Source organism: Microbacterium sp. SA39 (assembly GCF_000967865.1).
Lineage (GTDB): Bacteria > Actinomycetota > Actinomycetes > Actinomycetales > Microbacteriaceae > Microbacterium.
In genome coordinates this window covers 90734-107744 of sequence record NZ_JXRU01000033.1, presented here as the reverse complement: position 1 = coordinate 107744, position 17011 = coordinate 90734, and the positions used below count along the sequence as shown (strand labels likewise).

General features: G+C 68.7%; 18 protein-coding genes. 9 read left to right on the top strand and 9 right to left on the bottom strand.

Annotated elements, in window-relative coordinates; all coding sequences use genetic code 11:
- Positions 1-50: 50 nt before the first annotated feature.
- From RS85_RS09380 to chvE, 5 genes are all read right to left on the bottom strand, one after another.
- The gene (locus RS85_RS09380; RefSeq protein WP_046013183.1) at positions 51-821 is read right to left on the bottom strand and encodes an ATP-binding cassette domain-containing protein; all 771 of its coding nucleotides are present in this window, start codon (positions 819-821) and stop codon (positions 51-53) included.
- Positions 818-1996: an ROK family transcriptional regulator gene (locus RS85_RS09375; RefSeq protein ID WP_046013182.1), complete on the bottom strand. Its 1179-nt coding sequence runs from the start codon at positions 1994-1996 to the stop codon at positions 818-820. Before RS85_RS09375 ends, RS85_RS09380 begins: the two co-directional genes overlap by 4 nt.
- 37 nt (positions 1997-2033) lie before the next feature.
- Positions 2034-3212, bottom strand: a complete 1179-nt coding sequence (mmsB, locus tag RS85_RS09370; RefSeq protein WP_046013181.1) for a multiple monosaccharide ABC transporter permease — start codon at positions 3210-3212, stop codon at positions 2034-2036.
- Positions 3209-4750, bottom strand: coding sequence for a multiple monosaccharide ABC transporter ATP-binding protein (mmsA, locus tag RS85_RS09365; protein ID WP_046013180.1), 1542 nt, complete (start codon positions 4748-4750; stop codon positions 3209-3211). The genes mmsB and mmsA overlap by 4 nt, the downstream gene beginning before the upstream one ends.
- Before the next feature lie 68 nt (positions 4751-4818).
- Complete coding sequence (gene chvE, locus RS85_RS09360; protein WP_046013276.1) at positions 4819-5973, bottom strand: multiple monosaccharide ABC transporter substrate-binding protein; 1155 nt, start codon at positions 5971-5973, stop codon at positions 4819-4821.
- Positions 5974-6407: 434 nt separating this feature from the next.
- On the opposite strand from chvE, the gene RS85_RS09355 reads away from it, so the two are divergent.
- Entirely contained in the window at positions 6408-8018 is a 1611-nt protein-coding gene (locus RS85_RS09355; RefSeq protein ID WP_235282392.1) for an SDR family NAD(P)-dependent oxidoreductase, read from the top strand.
- 145 nt (positions 8019-8163) lie between these two features.
- Here the strand turns inward: RS85_RS09355 and RS85_RS09350 are convergent, their stop codons facing one another.
- The gene (locus RS85_RS09350) at positions 8164-8502 is read right to left on the bottom strand and encodes a winged helix-turn-helix transcriptional regulator (protein ID WP_046013179.1); all 339 of its coding nucleotides are present in this window, start codon (positions 8500-8502) and stop codon (positions 8164-8166) included.
- 75 nt (positions 8503-8577) lie between these two features.
- On the opposite strand from RS85_RS09350, the gene RS85_RS09345 reads away from it, so the two are divergent.
- Positions 8578-9234, top strand: a complete 657-nt coding sequence (locus RS85_RS09345; protein ID WP_046013178.1) for an FMN-dependent NADH-azoreductase — start codon at positions 8578-8580, stop codon at positions 9232-9234.
- Between the two features lie 290 nt (positions 9235-9524).
- On the opposite strand, the gene RS85_RS09340 is transcribed toward RS85_RS09345, so the two are convergent.
- Positions 9525-10589: a sensor histidine kinase gene (locus RS85_RS09340; protein WP_046013177.1), complete on the bottom strand. Its 1065-nt coding sequence runs from the start codon at positions 10587-10589 to the stop codon at positions 9525-9527.
- A 10-nt stretch (positions 10590-10599) separates the two neighbouring features.
- Positions 10600-11271, bottom strand: a complete 672-nt coding sequence (locus tag RS85_RS09335) for a response regulator transcription factor (protein ID WP_046013176.1) — start codon at positions 11269-11271, stop codon at positions 10600-10602.
- 117 nt (positions 11272-11388) lie between these two features.
- Between RS85_RS09335 and RS85_RS09330 the strand changes: the two genes are divergently transcribed.
- The 6 genes from RS85_RS09330 to RS85_RS09305 all read left to right on the top strand — a co-directional run bounded on the left by RS85_RS09330 (position 11389) and on the right by RS85_RS09305 (position 15427).
- Entirely contained in the window at positions 11389-12054 is a 666-nt protein-coding gene (locus tag RS85_RS09330; RefSeq protein ID WP_046013175.1) for a M15 family metallopeptidase, read from the top strand.
- Positions 12051-13175, top strand: coding sequence for an alanine racemase (alr, locus tag RS85_RS09325; RefSeq protein ID WP_046013174.1), 1125 nt, complete (start codon positions 12051-12053; stop codon positions 13173-13175). The genes RS85_RS09330 and alr overlap by 4 nt, the downstream gene beginning before the upstream one ends.
- Positions 13175-14137, top strand: a complete 963-nt coding sequence (locus tag RS85_RS09320; RefSeq protein ID WP_046013173.1) for a D-alanine--D-alanine ligase family protein — start codon at positions 13175-13177, stop codon at positions 14135-14137. Before alr ends, RS85_RS09320 begins: the two co-directional genes overlap by 1 nt.
- 20 nt (positions 14138-14157) lie before the next feature.
- Positions 14158-14442: an ArsR/SmtB family transcription factor gene (locus tag RS85_RS09315; protein ID WP_046013172.1), complete on the top strand. Its 285-nt coding sequence runs from the start codon at positions 14158-14160 to the stop codon at positions 14440-14442.
- A gap of 120 nt (positions 14443-14562) precedes the next feature.
- Complete coding sequence (locus RS85_RS09310) at positions 14563-14718, top strand: hypothetical protein (RefSeq protein WP_046013274.1); 156 nt, start codon at positions 14563-14565, stop codon at positions 14716-14718.
- Between the two features lie 79 nt (positions 14719-14797).
- Entirely contained in the window at positions 14798-15427 is a 630-nt protein-coding gene (locus RS85_RS09305) for a GNAT family N-acetyltransferase (RefSeq protein ID WP_082087563.1), read from the top strand.
- On the opposite strand, the gene RS85_RS09300 is transcribed toward RS85_RS09305, so the two are convergent.
- Positions 15358-16056 carry a helix-turn-helix transcriptional regulator gene (locus RS85_RS09300; protein WP_046013171.1) on the bottom strand — a complete coding sequence of 233 codons (699 nt, stop codon included), beginning with the start codon at positions 16054-16056 and terminating at the stop codon, positions 15358-15360. The two genes, RS85_RS09305 and RS85_RS09300, sit on opposite strands and share 70 nt — an antisense overlap.
- Positions 16057-16139: 83 nt before the next feature.
- On the opposite strand from RS85_RS09300, the gene RS85_RS09295 reads away from it, so the two are divergent.
- Positions 16140-17009, top strand: a complete 870-nt coding sequence (locus RS85_RS09295; RefSeq protein WP_046013170.1) for an NAD(P)H-binding protein — start codon at positions 16140-16142, stop codon at positions 17007-17009.
- Positions 17010-17011 lie beyond the last annotated feature (2 nt).

Genomic DNA, 17011 nt, shown 5'->3' with positions numbered 1-17011 from the left:
CAAGGTAGTCGTTCCGAGGGCGTGCGATCCAGTGCTGCGCGTCGGGAGTTCTAGGCGCGGGGACGCGAACCGTGCGACGTTCCGATGATCGCCGCGATCAGGTCGGAGTGCTTCACGTCCTGCGCCGCGAACGACCCGTTGTTCCGGCCGTGACGCAGCACCTCGACACGATCGGACACGGCCTGGATGTCGCCGAGATTGTGGCTGATGAAGATCACGCCCAGACCCAGGTCGCGCAGTCGTTCGATGTGAGTGAGCACGTCGGCGGTCTGCGCCACGCTGAGCGAGGCGGTCGGCTCGTCCAGCACCACCAGCCGCGGCTGGCTGATGAGCGTGCGGGCGATCGCGACGGCCTGCCGCTGCCCGCCCGAGAGGGTGCTCAGCGGTACGCGGATCGACGGGATGCTGGCGCCGAGGTCGTCGATCGCCTGACGCGTCGCCGATTCCATGTCGGCCTCGCGCATCAGGCCCCTGGAAGTGCGGAGCTCCCGGCCGAGGAAGACGTTGGCGGTCACGTCGAGGTTCTCGCAGACCGCCAGATCCTGGAACACCGTGGCGATCCCGAGCGCGTGCGCGTCTGCGGGCGATCCGATCTCGACGCGTTCGCCGTTGATGTGGATCTCGCCCTCGGTCGGGTCCAGCGCCCCGGCGATGATCTTCGCGAGCGTGGATTTGCCGGCGGCGTTGTCGCCGATGAGGCCGACGACCTCGCGCGCATTCACGGTGAAGTCGACGTCGACGAGCGCCTCGACGGCGCCGAAGCGCTTGGTGATGCCGCGCATCGTGAGGAGGGGTTCCGCCTGGGAGGCGCTGATGTTCATGACCGGTCCTCGAGCAGCTGGGACGGATCGGTCGACTGCAGGATGTGGATGGTCGCACCCACCAGCACGGCATCCTTGCCGAAGGAGGTCGGGACGGGATCCCGGCGTGCAGCCCTGCTGTGCGGCGCGTGCTCCCGGACGGCCGAGGCGAACGGCAGCAGGAAGATCGGTCCGGCATCCACGAGTTCGCCGCCGACGGTGATGACCTCGGGGGCGACCGACTGGCAGACCCCGGCGACGACGCGACCGAGCAGCGTCGCGGCGTCGGCGATCACCCGCGCGCACCCGGGGTCGCCCGAGGCCGCCTGCGCGATCACGTCGCGGAAGGTGACCTGGCCGTACGTGGCGCGCAACGGCGCGGTGATCGCTTCGGCCCCGACAAGCGTCTCGAGGCAGCCGCGCTGCCCGCAGGTGCAGATCGAGCCCGACGGATCGACCTGCACGTGCCCGATCTCACCGGCGGTGCCGGAGCGTCCGCGGTAGAGACGCGAGCCCAGGACGATGCCGGCGCTGGTCGTGTAGGAGGCGTGCACGAAGAGGCTGTCCTCGACGTCGCGAGCCGTGCCCAGCGTGGCCTCGGCAAGAGCCGCGAGGTTGGCATCCTTCTCGACCAGCACCGGACAGCCGAGACGCTGCTGCACCACCTCGGCGACCGGCTGATCCTCCCAACGCCGCATCACGCCGCGGTAGGCGATGAGGCCGGAGTCCGGGTCGATCGGCGCGGGAACCGCGATGCACACGCCGACCAGGTCTTCGGCATCCGCCGCGATCATCGCGAGCATGTCGATGAGGAGCAGGGTGATGCGATCGAGCACGGTGTCTTCGGCGTGGTCGGCGGGGAGGGGCATCGAGCGATCGGCGAGCACGTCCTGTCCGACGTCGCTGAGCCGCACGCGCATGCTGCGGCTGCCGATCTGCACCGCCGCCACGAGACCCGCGCGGCGGGCGATCGTGACGAGCTGTGCTCGCCGTCCGCTCCGGGAGGTGGGGTGCGTCTCCACCAGACCGGTCAGCGAGAGCTCCTTCACGATCGCCGACACCGTGGCGGTCGACAGGCGCGTCGCTTCGGCGAGCTCGACCTGAGTGAGCCCGCCGAAGCGCTTGACCGCATCGACGATCTTCGCCGTGTTGGCCTCGCGCAGTCCCGACTGGGAACCGCCCGGCCATCTGCTCATAGCGGGAGCCTACCGCGCGGTGTCGTCGTCGCCGAGGTCAGCGTGCGGCACCGGCCCGACGCTTGTTCCAGACGTCGAACGCCACGGCGATCAGCAGCACCAGGCCCTTCACGACCTGCTGCGTCGCCTGGTCGAGACCCATCAGCTGCATGCCGTTGCTCATCACGGCCATGATGAGGCCGCCGATGATGGCTCCGCCCACGCGGCCCACGCCACCGGTCACCGCGGCACCGCCGATGAAGCAGGCGGCGATGGCATCCAGTTCGAACATGTTGCCGGCACCCGGCTGCGCACCGTTGGTGCGAGAGGAGAAGACGACACCGGCGATGCCCGCGAGCATGCCCATGTTGACGAAGATCCAGAAGTTGACCTTCCGCACGTTCACGCCGCTGAGCAGTGCCGCGTGCAGGTTGCCGCCGATGGCGTACACGTGACGACCGAACACGCTCTTCTGCGTGATGACGGAGTACGCGATGATCAACACCGCCAGGATGATCAGCACGAACGGCAGGCCGCGGCTGACCGAGAGCTGGTAGCCGAACCACATCACGACGGCGGCGACGAGCACGATCTTGACGATGAACCAGGGCAGTGCCTCGATCGTCTGCTGATGCGCGATCTTGGAGCGGCGCGAGCGCACCTGCCAGACCGCATACCCCACGACACCGAACGCGAAGATGGCGAGCGTGAACACATCGACGCCGTAGCCGCCGAAGATCCCGTTGATGAAGCCGTTCGCGATCTGGTAGTAGGTGCCGCCGAAGGGCGAGAGCGAGACGTTCTGGAGCACCAGGAACGTGAGGCCGCGGAAGAGCAGCATGCCGGCGAGCGTCACGATGAACGCCGGGATGCCGACGAAGGCGACCCAGAAGCCCTGCCACGCTCCGACGAGCAGACCGACGGCGATGGCCGCGATCACGCCGACCCACCACGGATACTGCCCGCGGATGACGACGACGGCGGCGACAGCGCCGGTGAGCGCCACGACCGACCCGACCGAGAGGTCGATGTGGCCGGCGATGATGATGATCACCATGCCGATCGCGAGGATCAGGATGTAGGAGTACTGCAGGATGATGTTCGTGATGTTGCCGGGCGACAGGAACGTCGGGTTCAGGATCGCGAAGAACGCGACGATCGCGACGAACGCGACGAGGATGCCGCTCTGACGCAGGTTGCGCGTCGCGAGGCTCATCAGATTGCTGACGCCGTTCATGATGCGGACGTCCTTTCGACGGTCATGAGGTGCATGAGGTTCTCCTGGGTTGCCTGGGCGATCGGCACTTCGCCGGTGATCCTGCCGAAGGCCAGTGTGTAGATGCGGTCGCAGATGCCGAGGAGCTCGGGCAGCTCGGACGAGATGACGAGGACGCCCTTTCCTTCGGCGACCAGTCGATTGATGATCGTGTAGATCTCATACTTCGCTCCGACATCGATCCCGCGGGTCGGCTCATCGAGGATGAGCACGTCGGGTCCGGTCTGGATCCATTTGCTGAGGACGACCTTCTGCTGGTTGCCCCCGGAGAGGTTTCCGACCATCTGCAGCACCGTGGGCGATTTGATGTTGAGCTCCGCCTTGTACCGCTCGGCGACCTTGAGCTCGCGATTCGCGTCGATCCAGCCGCCGGGGCTGATCATGCGCAGCGACGCCATCGTGATGTTGTGGCGGATGTCGTCGATGAGGTTCAGGCCGAACTTCTTCCGATCCTCCGTCGCGTACGCGATGCCGGCGCGGATCGCGGCGCTCGTGGTCGAGGTGTTGACCTCTTTGCCGCGGACGAAGACTTTTCCGCTGGCGTTCCGCCCGTACGTGCGGCCGAAGACGCTCATCGCGAGCTCGGTGCGCCCGGCTCCCATGAGGCCGGCGATGCCGACGACCTCGCCCGCGCGCACCGTCAGCGATGCGTCGTCGACCATGACGCGGCCGGGCTGCGTGGGGTGGTGCACGGTCCAGTTCTCGATGCGGAGGACCTCTTCGCCGACATCCGGCACCCGCTCGGGGTAGCGGTTGGCGAGGTCGCGCCCGACCATCGCGCGGATGATCGTCTCCTGGGTCGACTCCGGGTCGCTCATGTCGAGCGTCACGATCGTCTTGCCGTCGCGGATGACGGTGGTGCGATCGGCGATCGCGGCGATCTCGTTGAGCTTGTGGGAGATGATGATCGAGGTCATCCCTCCGTCGCGCAGGCGCCGGAGCAGGTCGAGCAGGTGTGCCGAGTCGGTGTCGTTCAGGGCGGCCGTCGGCTCGTCGAGGATGAGCAGCCGCACGTTCTTCGAGAGCGCCTTCGCGATCTCGATGAGCTGCTGCTTGCCGACGCCGAGCTGCGAGACGGGTGCGGTCGGGTCTTCGTCGAGTCCGACCTGAGCCATCAGCTGGGAGGCCTCGGAGTTGGCGCGGTCCCAGTCGATCAAGCCGCTCCGACCGCGGCGCTCATTGCCGAGGAAGATGTTCTCGGCGACGCTGAGGTGCGGGATGAGGGCGAGCTCCTGATGGATGATCACGATGCCGACGCTCTCGGAATCGTTGATGGAGCCGAAGGTCGCCTCCTCGCCCTCGTAGATGATCTGCCCCTCGTAGCTGCCGTGGGGGTAGACGCCGGAGAGGACCTTCATCAGCGTGGACTTGCCCGCGCCGTTCTCTCCGCAGATCGCGAGGATCTCGCCAGGCTTCACGTCGAGGTCGACGCCTTGGAGGGCCTTCACCCCCGGGAAGCTCTTCTCGATGCTGCGCATCTCCAGGATGGGTGTCGTCATGGACGGTGTCCTTCCGATCGAGCTGCGGGGCGCGGGGCCGTCTGGCCACGCGCCCCACGAGTCAGGGACTATTCGGCGACGCCCGAGTCGACCTCGGCCTGGGTCCAGTAGCCGGAGTCGACGAGGAGCGGCGTGATGTTGTCCTTGTAGACGATGTCCGACTGGAGCAGGTACGACGGCACGACCTTCACGCCGTTGTCGTAGGTCTCGGTGTCGTTCGCCTCGGGCTCGTCGCCGGCGAGCATCGCCTCGGCGACGACGACCGACTGCTCGGCGAGCTTGCGCGTGTCCTTGAAGATCGTCGCGAACTGCACGCCCTGGTTGATCAGGCTGACCGAGCCGATCTCGGCATCCTGGCCGGTCACGATCGGGAGCCCGGCCTCGATGTTCGCGCCCAGACCGCCGGTGCCCTGCAGCGCGGTGATGATGCCGCGCGAGAGGCCGTCGTACGGCGAGAGCACGCCGTCGAGCTTGGTGCCGCTGCCGTACGTCGAGGTCAGCAGATCCTCCATGCGCTTCTGCGCCGTCTCCTGCTGCCAGCGCAGGATCGCGGCCTGCTCGATGTCGGTCTGCCCGGACGGCACCGTCAGCACGCCGTCGTCCATGAAGGGCTTCAGGGTGTCCATCGCGCCCTCCCAGAAGAAGTGCGCGTTGTTGTCGTCGAGCGATCCGGCGAAGAGCTCGATGTTGAACGGACCCTTCACGTCGGTCTCGTTGCCTTCGGCGTCGAGCACGCCGAGCCCCACGAGCAGCGACGTGGCCTGCTGCACGCCGACCTTGTAGTTGTCGAAGGTGACGTAGAAGTCGACGTTCTCGCTGTCGCGGATCAGGCGGTCGTACGAGATGACCGGGATGTTCGCGGCGGCCGCGGCATCGAGCTGCGAGGAGAGCGCCGTGCCGTCGATCGCGGCGATGATCAGGAGATCTGCGCCCTTGGTGATCATCTGGTCGATCTGCTGGCCCTGGGTGGGGATGTCGTCGCCGGCGTACTGCAGGTCGACCTGGTAGCCGGATTCCTCGAGGCCCGCCTCGACCGCGCTGCCGTCGGCGATCCATCGCTCGGACGTCTGCGTCGGCATCGAGACGCCGATCAGCAGGTCGCCCGGGTCGGTCGAGCCTGCGCCGTCTCCGCCGCCTGCTGAGCCCGCGCCGCCGCCACCGCAGCCCGCGAGGGCGAGTGCTCCGACGAGGCCGAGGGCGGCCAGTGCATACTTCTTCTTCATTCCGAGCTCCTTCGCTGTGAACGGCGGCGTCTCTTCGACGCCGGAGCGGAGTCCGTCGTCCACGACGGTTCCGCTGGAGCTACTTTCTTGAGTTCGAGACTCGAAGTCAAGAAGCCGTGATGGTTTCGTTATTTCACGTCAAGTGCGCACTTTGGCGCTGACCCGGTGTCGATCGGGCTGGCGCTGGGTTCGAGATACGCAGTCAGCGTGGAAGCCGAGCCGTCACTTCGACGGAGTGGCTGCTCGAAGTGTTGTCGAAGATGCCCTGCGTTCACAATTCAGCAAGAACTCTGTGGCGCCCGCCTCGATCATGCTGAATCGTACCTCTCGGTGCCGTCCTTGCTGAATTGTGCACGGCCGACCGGCGCCGCACGATGAGCTCCTGCATATCGACGCGCACCGAACCCCCAGCCCGCTCGCGTAAAATCGGCACAATGACCAATGCGCCTGGACCCTTCGACGAGCTCGGAGACCCGGGAAGCGGATCCGAGAACGCTGCGCAGGTGCTCGCAGACCCCGTGGACGACGCCGCGGCGAGTGACGAACTGCGCGATGTGCTCGGCACCGGCGTCGATCCCGACGACCTCGCGACCACGCTTCGCGTGCTCTCGCAGCTGCACGAGATCGACAACGAGCATCCGGATTTCATCGCCGTGCGCCACGCCACAGCCGCGATGTTCAAGGCCGTCAAGCGCGTGCGCCGCAAGGAGATCCGCGATGCGATCGCCGAGGCCGACAAGGCCGTCGTCGCCCGCACCGCCACCGGCGCCCCGGACCGCATCGACGACGAGACCCGCGGGGCCGATCTTGCCACCAGCGTCGTCGACGCCCCGATCGCGGGAGAGCTCCTCAAGCCCCGCAACTGCTACATCTGCAAGCAGCCGTACACCGTGGTCGATGCGTTCTACCATCAGCTCTGCCCGGACTGCGCGCGCTTCAGCCACGGCAAGCGCAACGCCCGCACCGACCTGACCGGCAAGCGCGCGCTGCTCACCGGCGGTCGCGCCAAGATCGGCATGCACATCGCGCTGCGGCTGCTCCGCGACGGCGCGCACACCACGATCACGACGCGCTTCCCGCGCGACGCGGTGCGCCGGTTCTCGGCCCTCCCCGACTCGGCCGACTGGCTGCACCGGCTGCGGGTCGTCGGCATCGACCTGCGCGACCCGGCGCAGGTGATAGGACTCGCCGATTCGGTGGCCGCGCAGGGTCCGCTCGACATCCTCATCAACAACGCCGCGCAGACCGTGCGGCGCTCGCCCGGTTCATACTCGCTGCTGGCGGATGCCGAGCTGCAGCCGCTTCCCGACGGGCCGCTGCCCGAGATGGAGACCTTCGGGCACACAGCCGACCCGCACCCGCAGGCGCTGCAGGCCTCGGTCGACGCGCATCCGCTGCTGTCGGTCGCAGCGCTCGGCGGCACGGTCGCCGAGCAGGGCGGTCAGGCGCTAACAGCGGAGGACCTCGCACGTCTCGCCATGGCCCCGGGGTCGTCTTCGCTCGAGAAGCACGCCGACGGCACCGCGATCGACGCGGGCGGACTGGTCCCGGACGTCAACCGCACGAACAGCTGGGTGCAGTCGATCGATCAGGTCGATCCGCTCGAGATGCTCGAGGTGCAGCTCGCCAACACCACGGCGCCGTTCCTGCTGATCAGCCGGCTGCGCGCGTCGATGGCGGCATCCGATTCCCACCGCAAATACGTCGTGAACGTCTCGGCGATGGAGGGGCAGTTCTCCCGCCGGTACAAGGGCCCGGGGCATCCGCACACGAACATGGCGAAGGCCGCGCTCAACATGCTCACGCGCACGAGCGCCGGCGAGATGCTCGAGACCGACGGCATCCTGATGACGGCCGTCGACACCGGCTGGATCACCGACGAGCGGCCGCACTACACGAAGGTGCGCTTGGCCGAAGAGGGTTTCCACGCTCCGCTCGACCTGGTCGACGGCGCCGCGCGCGTGTACGACCCGATCGTGCGCGGCGAGGCGGGCGAAGACATCCACGGCGTGTTCCTGAAGGACTACGAGCCCAGTCCCTGGTGAGGCCGTCTGCCTCTGCGGGACAGATGTCGGTCGAGATCACACGTGCAGGTCGGAATCCGCGATTCCGACCTGCAGCTGTCATTCGGACCTGCAGATCGATCGACGGATGCCGGGACGCTGGATGCCGTGAACCGGATGCCGCGCGTCAGGCCTCGCGACGCTCCAGGTTCGCCGAGGCCCAGGTGCCGAGCTGATCGAGGATCGGCAGCAGTCCCTCGCCGCTCGCGGTCAGCGCGTACGACACCGTGACGGGTGGTCCGGCCTCTACCGTGCGGGAGACGAGCCCCACTTCGGCGAGCTCCGCCAGCCGGTCCGAGAGAACCGTGTCGCTGATTCCGGCCACGGCACGGCGCAGCGCGACGAACGTCGAGGGCCCTCCGCCGAGCGAGGAGACGATCATGCCGTTCCACCGTTTGCCGAGCACGCTGAAGGCGAGTGTGACAGCGGCGTCGCACACATGCAGCTCGTCCTCGACCTCGGGCATGCCCCCATCCTACCCGTGCTACGTTAACCAGTGCCGCTAAGAAAAACCTAGCAGCTACGAAAACGAGAGGTAGTCATGTCCCTGTTCCGCCTGGATGCCAGCATCCTTCCCGCGTCGTCCGCCAGCCGCGCACTCGCCGACCTCGTCGAGGCCGAGTGGACGGCATCCCACCCCGACTCGACCGTCACGCGACGCGACCTCGCCGCCGACCCCGTGCCTGCAACGGCGTGGGCGGATGCCGTCACCGGCGGCTTCGTCGACGAAACGCAGCGCACTCCGGCGCAGAACGACGCGCGCGCCCTCGCGACCTCGTTCGCGGACGAGCTGATCGGCGCCGACGCGCTGCTGTTCGCCGTGCCGCTGTACAACTACGGCGTCTCGCAGCACTTCAAGACCTGGTTCGACCTTGCCTACACCGACCCGCGCATCGACCCGAGCGGCACCGCTCTTCGCGGCAAGCCCGCGACACTGGTCACCGTGCTCGGCGGCAACTACGCGCCCGGCTCGCCCAAGGAGGGCTGGGACCACTCGACCGGCTGGCTCCGACGCGTGCTGGCGGACGTCTGGGGTCTCGACCTCCGCGTCGTGCAGCGTCCGTTCACCCTCGTGGGTGTGAACCCGGCGCTCGACGCCTTCGCCGATGCTGCGCAGGAGCTCAAGGAAGCCGCCGAGACGGATGCCGTCGCCTACGGCCGCGAGATCGCCGCGCTTCGGGGTTCGCAGGTCGCCTGAGCTGCTTTCGCGGCCGCAACTTCTGCGGCCATTCACAACTTCTGCGGCCTCGATCGGGGGATCGGGCCGCACAAGTTGGAGGTGGCCGCAGAACGTGCCGGTGAGACGGATGCCGGGACAAGAGGCTTGCCGCTCGGCATCCGCCCGGCATCCGCCCGGCATCCGCCCGGCATCCGCCCGGCATCCGCCATCCGCCCGGTACATCTGTCGGGAGAAAACACGGATGCAGGGTCGGAACACGCATTCCGTCCCTGCAAACGTGAGATCTCCCGACAGATGTACCGCGCCCGTCAGGCCAGCGGCGCGGGATACGGATGCGGCAGCCACACCGTCACGATCAAGCCGCCCTCCGCGCGCCGGGTGAGCACGAGGGTTCCGCCGTGGGCCTGCGTGATGCGCTCCGCGATGGCGAGACCGAGCCCGACGCCGGGGTGATCGTCGCCGCGGGTGCGCTCGGCGCCGCGCTGGAACGGCTCGGTCAAGGTCGCCACGCGGTAGGCGGGAAGCACCTCGCCGGTGTTCTCGATGACCACCGCGACCGCGTCCGGCTGCAGGTGCGTCCGCACCGCCACGGCCCCACCCGAGGGCAGGTTGTGCACGACCGCGTTGAGCACGAGGTTCGTGACGAGCTGCTGGAGCAGAGTGGATGATCCGAGCACGGGAGCCGCGACTCCGCCCACCTCGATCACGACACCGCGCCGGTCCGCGAGCGGCAGCAGGGCCTCGACCGCCTCCTCCGCCAGCAGCGACAGGTCGACGACCTCGCGGGTGAACGAGCGTCGCTCGGCACGGCTGAGCATCAGAAGAGCCTCCGTGAGCTCGATCGCCCGCGCGTTGACTTCGTACAGCCGGGCGATCAGAGCGTCGACGTCGCGGTCGGGATCAGTGCCGGCGACCTCGAGCAGCGTCTGCGAGATCGCCAGCGGTGTGCGCAGTTCGTGCGAGGCATTCGCGGCGAACCGCTGCTGCTCGGCGACCTGTGCCTCGAGCTGTTCGAGCATCGAGTCGAAGATGTCGGCGAGGTCGCGGAACTCGTCCCGCGGCCCTTCGAGCGCGACCCGGTGGGACAGCGAGCCCTGGGCGGCGAGCTGCGCGGCGCGGCCGATGCGGTCGAGCGGTGCCAGCATCCGCCCGGCGAGGAGCCAGCCGCCTGCCAGGCCCAGGACGAACAGCACCAGCATGACGATGATCGCGGCGGGGACGAACGCGCGGATGAGGTCGGAGCGGTTGGGGAAGACGTCGACGGTGTCCGGAACATACCGCAGCAGGTATACGGCGACCGCCGCGAGCAGCAAAATCCCCGAGACCACCACGATCCCCGCGTAGCTCAGCGTGAGCTTGAGCCGCGCGCTCATTCCGCGGCGCCTAGGCATCGGCATCCGTCTCGATGCGGTATCCGACGCCCGGCACGGTGAGGATCAGCCACGGCTCGCCCAGACGTTTGCGCAGCGACGACACCGTGATGCGCACGGCATTCGTGAACGGATCGGCATTCTCGTCCCATGCGCGCTCGAGCAGCTCCTCGGCGCTCACGACCCCGCCGCCGGCGTCGACCAGCACCTCGAGCACGGCGAACTGCTTGCGGGTGAGGGCGACGTAGCGTCCGTCGCGGAACACCTCGCGGCGGAAGGGGTCGAGGCGGAGTCCGGCGAGCTCGAGCACGGGCGGGCGGGCACGCTGCCGGCGTCGATCGAGTGCCCGGAGCCGCAGCACGAGCTCGCGCAGCTCGAACGGCTTGGTGAGGTAGTCGTCGGCGCCGATCTCGAACCCCGTCGCCTTGTCGTCGAGGCGGTCGGCGGCGGTGAGCATGAGGATCGGGATGCCGCTGCCCGAGGCCACGATCCAGCGGGCGATGTCGTCGCCGGAGGGGCCGGGAACGTCCCGGTCGAGCACGGCGAGGTCGTAGGCGTTGATGGTCAACAGCTCGAGCGCGGTGTCCCCGTCGCCCGCGATGTCGGCGGCGATCGCCTCCAGACGCAACCCGTCGCGAACCGCCTCGGCGAGGTACGGCTCGTCCTCGACGATCAGCACACGCACGGCTCAGCTCCCATGTGCTCGTTTCTCATGTGCTCAGATCCTACGCACCCCGGTATATCGCGAGCGTATGGAAAAGCGCATACGCCCGGGCAACGGACGCCTCCCTTCACTGGAGACATGAACACTCGCACTGTCCCCGTCCGCCGTCGTCGAAGAATCCTCGTCGGGGCCACGGCCCTTCTCGGAGCCGTGGTCCTCGCGTTCGCCGTGCAGCAGTCGCTCAACGCGGCATCCGCTTCCGTCGCGAACGAGGCGCCGACGGCCGAGACCGCTGCCCCGCCCGCCCCGCCGCAGAACGATGCCGCCGGCTCCGTCATCGCGCCGAGCGAGGCCGACGGCGTGATCCGCGACGGCGATCAGCCCACCGTGTTCGACACCGGCCGCGTCGCTATCAGCAACCTCGACCCGGCACTACTCGAGGCGCTGCAGCGCGCGGCGCAGGATGCGGCCGCGGACGGCCTGGAATTCCGCGTGAACAGCGGCTGGCGGTCGGCCGCGCTGCAGGAGCGGATGCTGCAGGACGCGGTCATCCACTACGGCTCGGAGGCGGAAGCCGCCCGCTGGGTCGCCACCCCCGAGACGTCGGCGCATGTCTCCGGAAGGGCCGTCGACCTGGGTCCCCTCCCGACGCTCGACTGGCTCGCCCAGCACGGCTCGGACTACGGCCTCTGCCAGACCTACGCGAACGAGCCGTGGCACTGGGAACTCCGAGCGGATGCCGCCACCGACGGCTGCCCCGAGATGTACACCGACCCCACCGACGACCCGAGGATGCAGCCGTGACGGCTCTGCTCGCAGCGAGGCGCACCGCGCTCTTGACCGCTCCCACCCTTCAGACCCTGCCGGCCGCCGTAGCCGCGAACGTGCGCCGGGTGCGTGCCGCGACCGACGCCCGCATCATGGCGGTGGTCAAGGCCGACGGCTATGGGCACGGCGCGATCACGGTCGCGCGGGCCGCGGTCGAGGCGGGGGCCACCTGGCTGGGTGTCACCGATCTCGCCGAGGCGGTCGCGTTGCGAGAGGCCGGTTTCGCGGAGCCGATCCTGTCGTGGCTCAACCCCGCGGGCGTCGACGCGTCAGTCGCGGCGGCGTACCGAGTGGACATCGCCGTCGGCTCGGTGGGCGAACTGCGTGGACTCGTCGCGGATGCGGATGCAGAATCCCCCGTGCGGGTGCACCTGCACATGGACACCGGGATGTCACGAGGAGGGTGCCCGCTGGGGGAGTGGCACGAGCTGCTGCAGGTGGCGCGGCAGGCCCGGGGGCGGGTCGAGGTCGTGGGTGTGATGGGGCACCTTCCCCGTGCGGACGAGGGAGATCCCCGCGCGAACGAGGCGGCGGTCCTGCGGATGCGGCAGGCGCGCGATGCGGTGCTGCGAGCGGGGTTCGGGCCCTTGCTCGTGCATCTCGCCGCGACCGCGGGCGCTCTGACCGATCCGTGGACGCACTTCGGCATGGTGCGCGTCGGGGCCGGGCTCGTCGGCATCGATCCCTCGGAGACCGTGGCGCTGGTGGGGGCGTCGCGGTTCACGGCATCCGTGGTGCACAGCGCGCAGGTGCCCGCTGGGACACCGATCGGATACGGAGGGATGCATGTGACGACCCGGCCGACGAACCTCAGCATCGTGGGGGTGGGGTATGCCGACGGCATCCCGCGGGAACTCGCGCCGGGTGCGTCGGTGGAGATATGCGGAGAACGGCATCCGCTCGTGGGGAGGGTGTCGATGGATCAGATCGTCGTCGACACGGGGGATGCCGCGGTCGAGCGCGGTGCGGCGGTCACGGTGTTCGGACCGGAGGGTGGGGCCGTGCCGTCGGTGCAGGAGTGGGCCCGTTGGGCGGGCACGATCCCGCACGCGATCGTCACCGGAATCGGCTCACGCGTGCAGCGGAGCATCGCGTGATGCCGCGGGTGCTGGTGATCGGCGGTGGGCAGAATCCCGAGCACGAGGTGTCGCTCGCATCGGCCGCTGCCGTGGCCGCGGCGCTGCGCATCACCGGCCACGCCGTGACCACGGTGACGATCGACCGCGCCGGCATCTGGCGTGCGAACGGCATCCCTCCCTGCACGACCCCGGCCGAGTCGCTCGGCCTGGCCCTCCCCTTGATCGCCGACGCCGACGTCATATTCCCCGCCGTGCATGGAACCCTCGGCGAAGACGGCGCGCTCGCCGCTCTGGCCGCGCTCGCCGGCGTCGGGGTGGTGGGTTCCGACCTGCGCACAGGAGCGATCGGCATGGACAAGTGGGCGACAAAGCTGGTGGCGGATGCCGTCGGCATCCGCACGGCACGAGGGAGGCTCATCTCGGCCGATGACATCGGCGACGCGGAGTTCGAGGAGGCGGTCGTCGTGAAGCCGGTCTCCGCCGGATCGAGCTATGGCGTCAGCCTCGTGACAAAGGCGGGCGACCTGCTCGGAGCTCTTCACGCGGCGGCGCAGTACGACCGGCGGATCCTCGTCGAGGAGGTCGTGCGCGCGCGAGAGATCGACGTGGCGGTGCTGCGCGAGTCCGGAGGGGTGCGCTGGGCGGCGCCGCCTCTGGAGATCCACGCGCCCGGCCTGTTCGACACCGCGACGAAGTACGACGGGAGTGCCCGCTTCACGGTTCCCGCGCACCTCGACCCGGCGCAGACATCGGCGCTGAAGCGCGCCGCGATCGCGATGTTCGACGCGCTCGGCTGCGCGGGGGTCGCCCGGATGGACTTCTTCCTCACGGACGACGGCCCGATCCTGAACGAGGTGAACACGATGCCGGGGCTGACGGCTGCATCGCAGGTGCCGCGGATGTTCGCCGCGGCAGGAGTCGAGTACACCGACCTCGTCACCCGAATGGTGCGGGCTGCCCTGCCGAGCCGGGAAGGATAAACGTCTGCTTATATGGAGAGATGGATGAGAGTCTCGGAGCCGTCGCTGAGCTCTTCAAGGCGCTCTCGTCGGAGTCCCGACTGGCACTGCTGCGGATCCTCGCGGGCGGCCCCTCGACCGTGACTCACCTCGCGGAGGAGAGCGGGCTGTCGCAGCCGCTGGTGTCGCAGCACCTGCGCACTCTGCGCGCGGCCGGTCTCGTCTCCGTGACGCGCTCGGGTCGCGAGGCCCACTACGAGATCGCCGACGATCACGTGACGCACATCGTCGAAGATGCGGTGAAGCACGCCGCGGAGCCGTCCTGAGAACCGCTGTCGATTACACCTATATATTGCAATGCATTTATACGTGTGTTGGACTCGATGAGTTCCGACCGCGGCGTTCTTCCTTCGCTGCGGCAGACGTCAGAGAGAGCGGGAGACACCATGAGCACCACCGAGACCCACGCAGAGCACACCGTCGCCGAGCACGAGCACGGCACGGACTGTGGCCATGAGACGGTCACGCACGACGACCACGTGGACTACCTCCACGACGGCCACAAGCACGCCGCGCACGAAGACCACTACGACGAGCACTGAGCGCGAACGCGATCGCGGAGCTGACCCGCTCCGCGATCGCGGCGGTCTCCTTCGCCTGCGCGGATGAGACCATAGGCGCATGGAGAGTCAGTCCACTCCGCAGATCAGCTGGCGTCCCGTCGTCGAAGACGACTTCGCCCTGCTCGCGGACTGGCTCTCGCGCCCGCACGTGCACCGCTATTGGCACCACGACTTCTCGCCCGAGGGCGTCGCGCGGGACTTCGGTCCCGGCATCCGCGGTGAGGAGGCGGGGGAAGATCTGCTGGTCTCGGTCGACGGCGTGCCGACGGCGCTCGTGCAGCGCTCGCGCATCGCGGACTACGCCGAGGATTTCGAAGAGCTCGCGGCGATCGTCGAGGTGCCCGACGAGGCCGTGACGATCGACTACCTCATCGCGGATGCCGGGAGCACCGGTCGCGGGCTCGGCACGGCCATCATCCGCGCCGTCGTCGCCGACACGTGGAACGCGTATCCGCTCGCTCCGGCGATCATCGTGCCGGTCGTCGCCGGCAACATCGCCTCGTGGCGCGCGCTCGAGAAGGCGGGATTCCGCCGCGTGGCCGAGGGCGACATGGAGCCAGACAACCCGGTCGACGGGCCGCTGCACGTGGTGTCGCGGATCGATCGGCCTCCCCGCGCTCAGGCACGGCCGAAGTCGGACTCCAGCCAGGTCTCGACCGACTCGGACGGGAACTCCCGCGGCGCATAAGACCCGGCGATCGCGAGGACCTCCCTCACCCGGTCGAGCCGGAACAGCCGCCAATCCGCTCGGTCGACGTCGTAGCCGATGAGGTACCAGCGCCGATCGCGCAGGACGTGCCGGTAGGGCTGAACCACCCGCGCGGAGTCACGGCCGCGCTGATCCCGGTAGTCGAAGCGCACGCGAGCCCCCGTCGCGACAGCATCCGCGAGAATGCCGAGGATCGACCAGTCGATGTCCGCCGACTTCTGCCCGAGGACCTGCGTCGACATCGCCGTCGCGGCGGCGCGGCGGCGGAGGCCCACCGGAAGCAGCTGTTCGAGCTTCCCGCGTGCGGCGCTGACGGCCGGATCGCCGGGCGTCCACGCTTCGAGCACGAGGAGGCTCGTGACGATCGTCGAGACTTCGTCGGGCGTGAGCAGGAGGGGCGGAATCCGCATGCTTGGCAGCAGACGATAGCCGGCCCCGGGCCCCGGGCGGGATCGCACGTCGTAGCCCAGGTCGCGCAGACGGCTGGCGTCGCGGCGGACGGTGCGTTCGCTGGCGTCGAGCTGCGCGGCCAGCTCAGCGACGGTCCACTCGCCACCGTTCTGCAGAAGGGTCAGGAGGCGAAGCGACCGACTCGAAGGGCTGTCCATCGTTCCATGATCGCGCGAGATGCGGCCAGTATCCGGCCGTATCTGATCGTAACGTGGTGCATCCACTCGACGAAAGGAACCCCATGCGCATCGCCGTCACCACTCCCGACGGGAACGTCGGCCACCACCTGGCACGGATGCTGGTGCGAGCCGGCATCCGTCCTCTTCTGCTCACGCGGCATCCGGAGAACACTCCTCCGGATCTCTCGGAGCTCGTGGATCCGGTCCACGCGGATTCACGCGAACCGGAGGAAGTCGTTGCCGCCACCCGGGGCGTCGACGCCCTGTACTGGGTCGACCCTCCCGCGCAGTCCACCGACCCGCTCGCCGACTACGCCCGGGCCACCGACGCCGTCATCGCGGCGGTCACGCGCAACGAGATCGGCCGGGTCGTGTTCCAGAGCAGCGTCGGCGCCGAGAAGCGGCGCGGTGCTGGCGAGATCGACGGACTCGCCGCGACCGAGCTCGCGCTCGACGCGATCGGCGTAGACGTCACCCACCTGCGCTGCGGCTACTTCTTCATCAACCTGCTGTTCGACCTCGAGTCGATCAGGGGCGGGGTGATCCGCACGGTCTTGCCGCCGGACGCCCCGATGAGCTGGGTCGCTCCGCGGGACATCGCCGAGGTCGCTGCCATGACTCTCCTCAACGGCGACTGGAACGGCCGACGCGTGCAGGCCGTACACGGCCCGGAGGATCTGTCCTGGTCACAGGTCGCCGCGATTCTGTCGGAAGAGCTGGGACGCGAGATCGTCGTCGAGCGGATCGCCGACGAGGTGACGCGCGGCCAGTACCTCGATGCGGGGATGCCGCCGGCGATGGCGGATGCCGTGCTCGGCATGTCGACGGGACTGCGTGACGACTTCATCCCCGAGCAGCCGCGATCGCTCGTGAGCACCACGCCGACGACACTGCGAAGTTGGGCGCGGGAGGAGCTGCGCCCGGCGCTCTGACG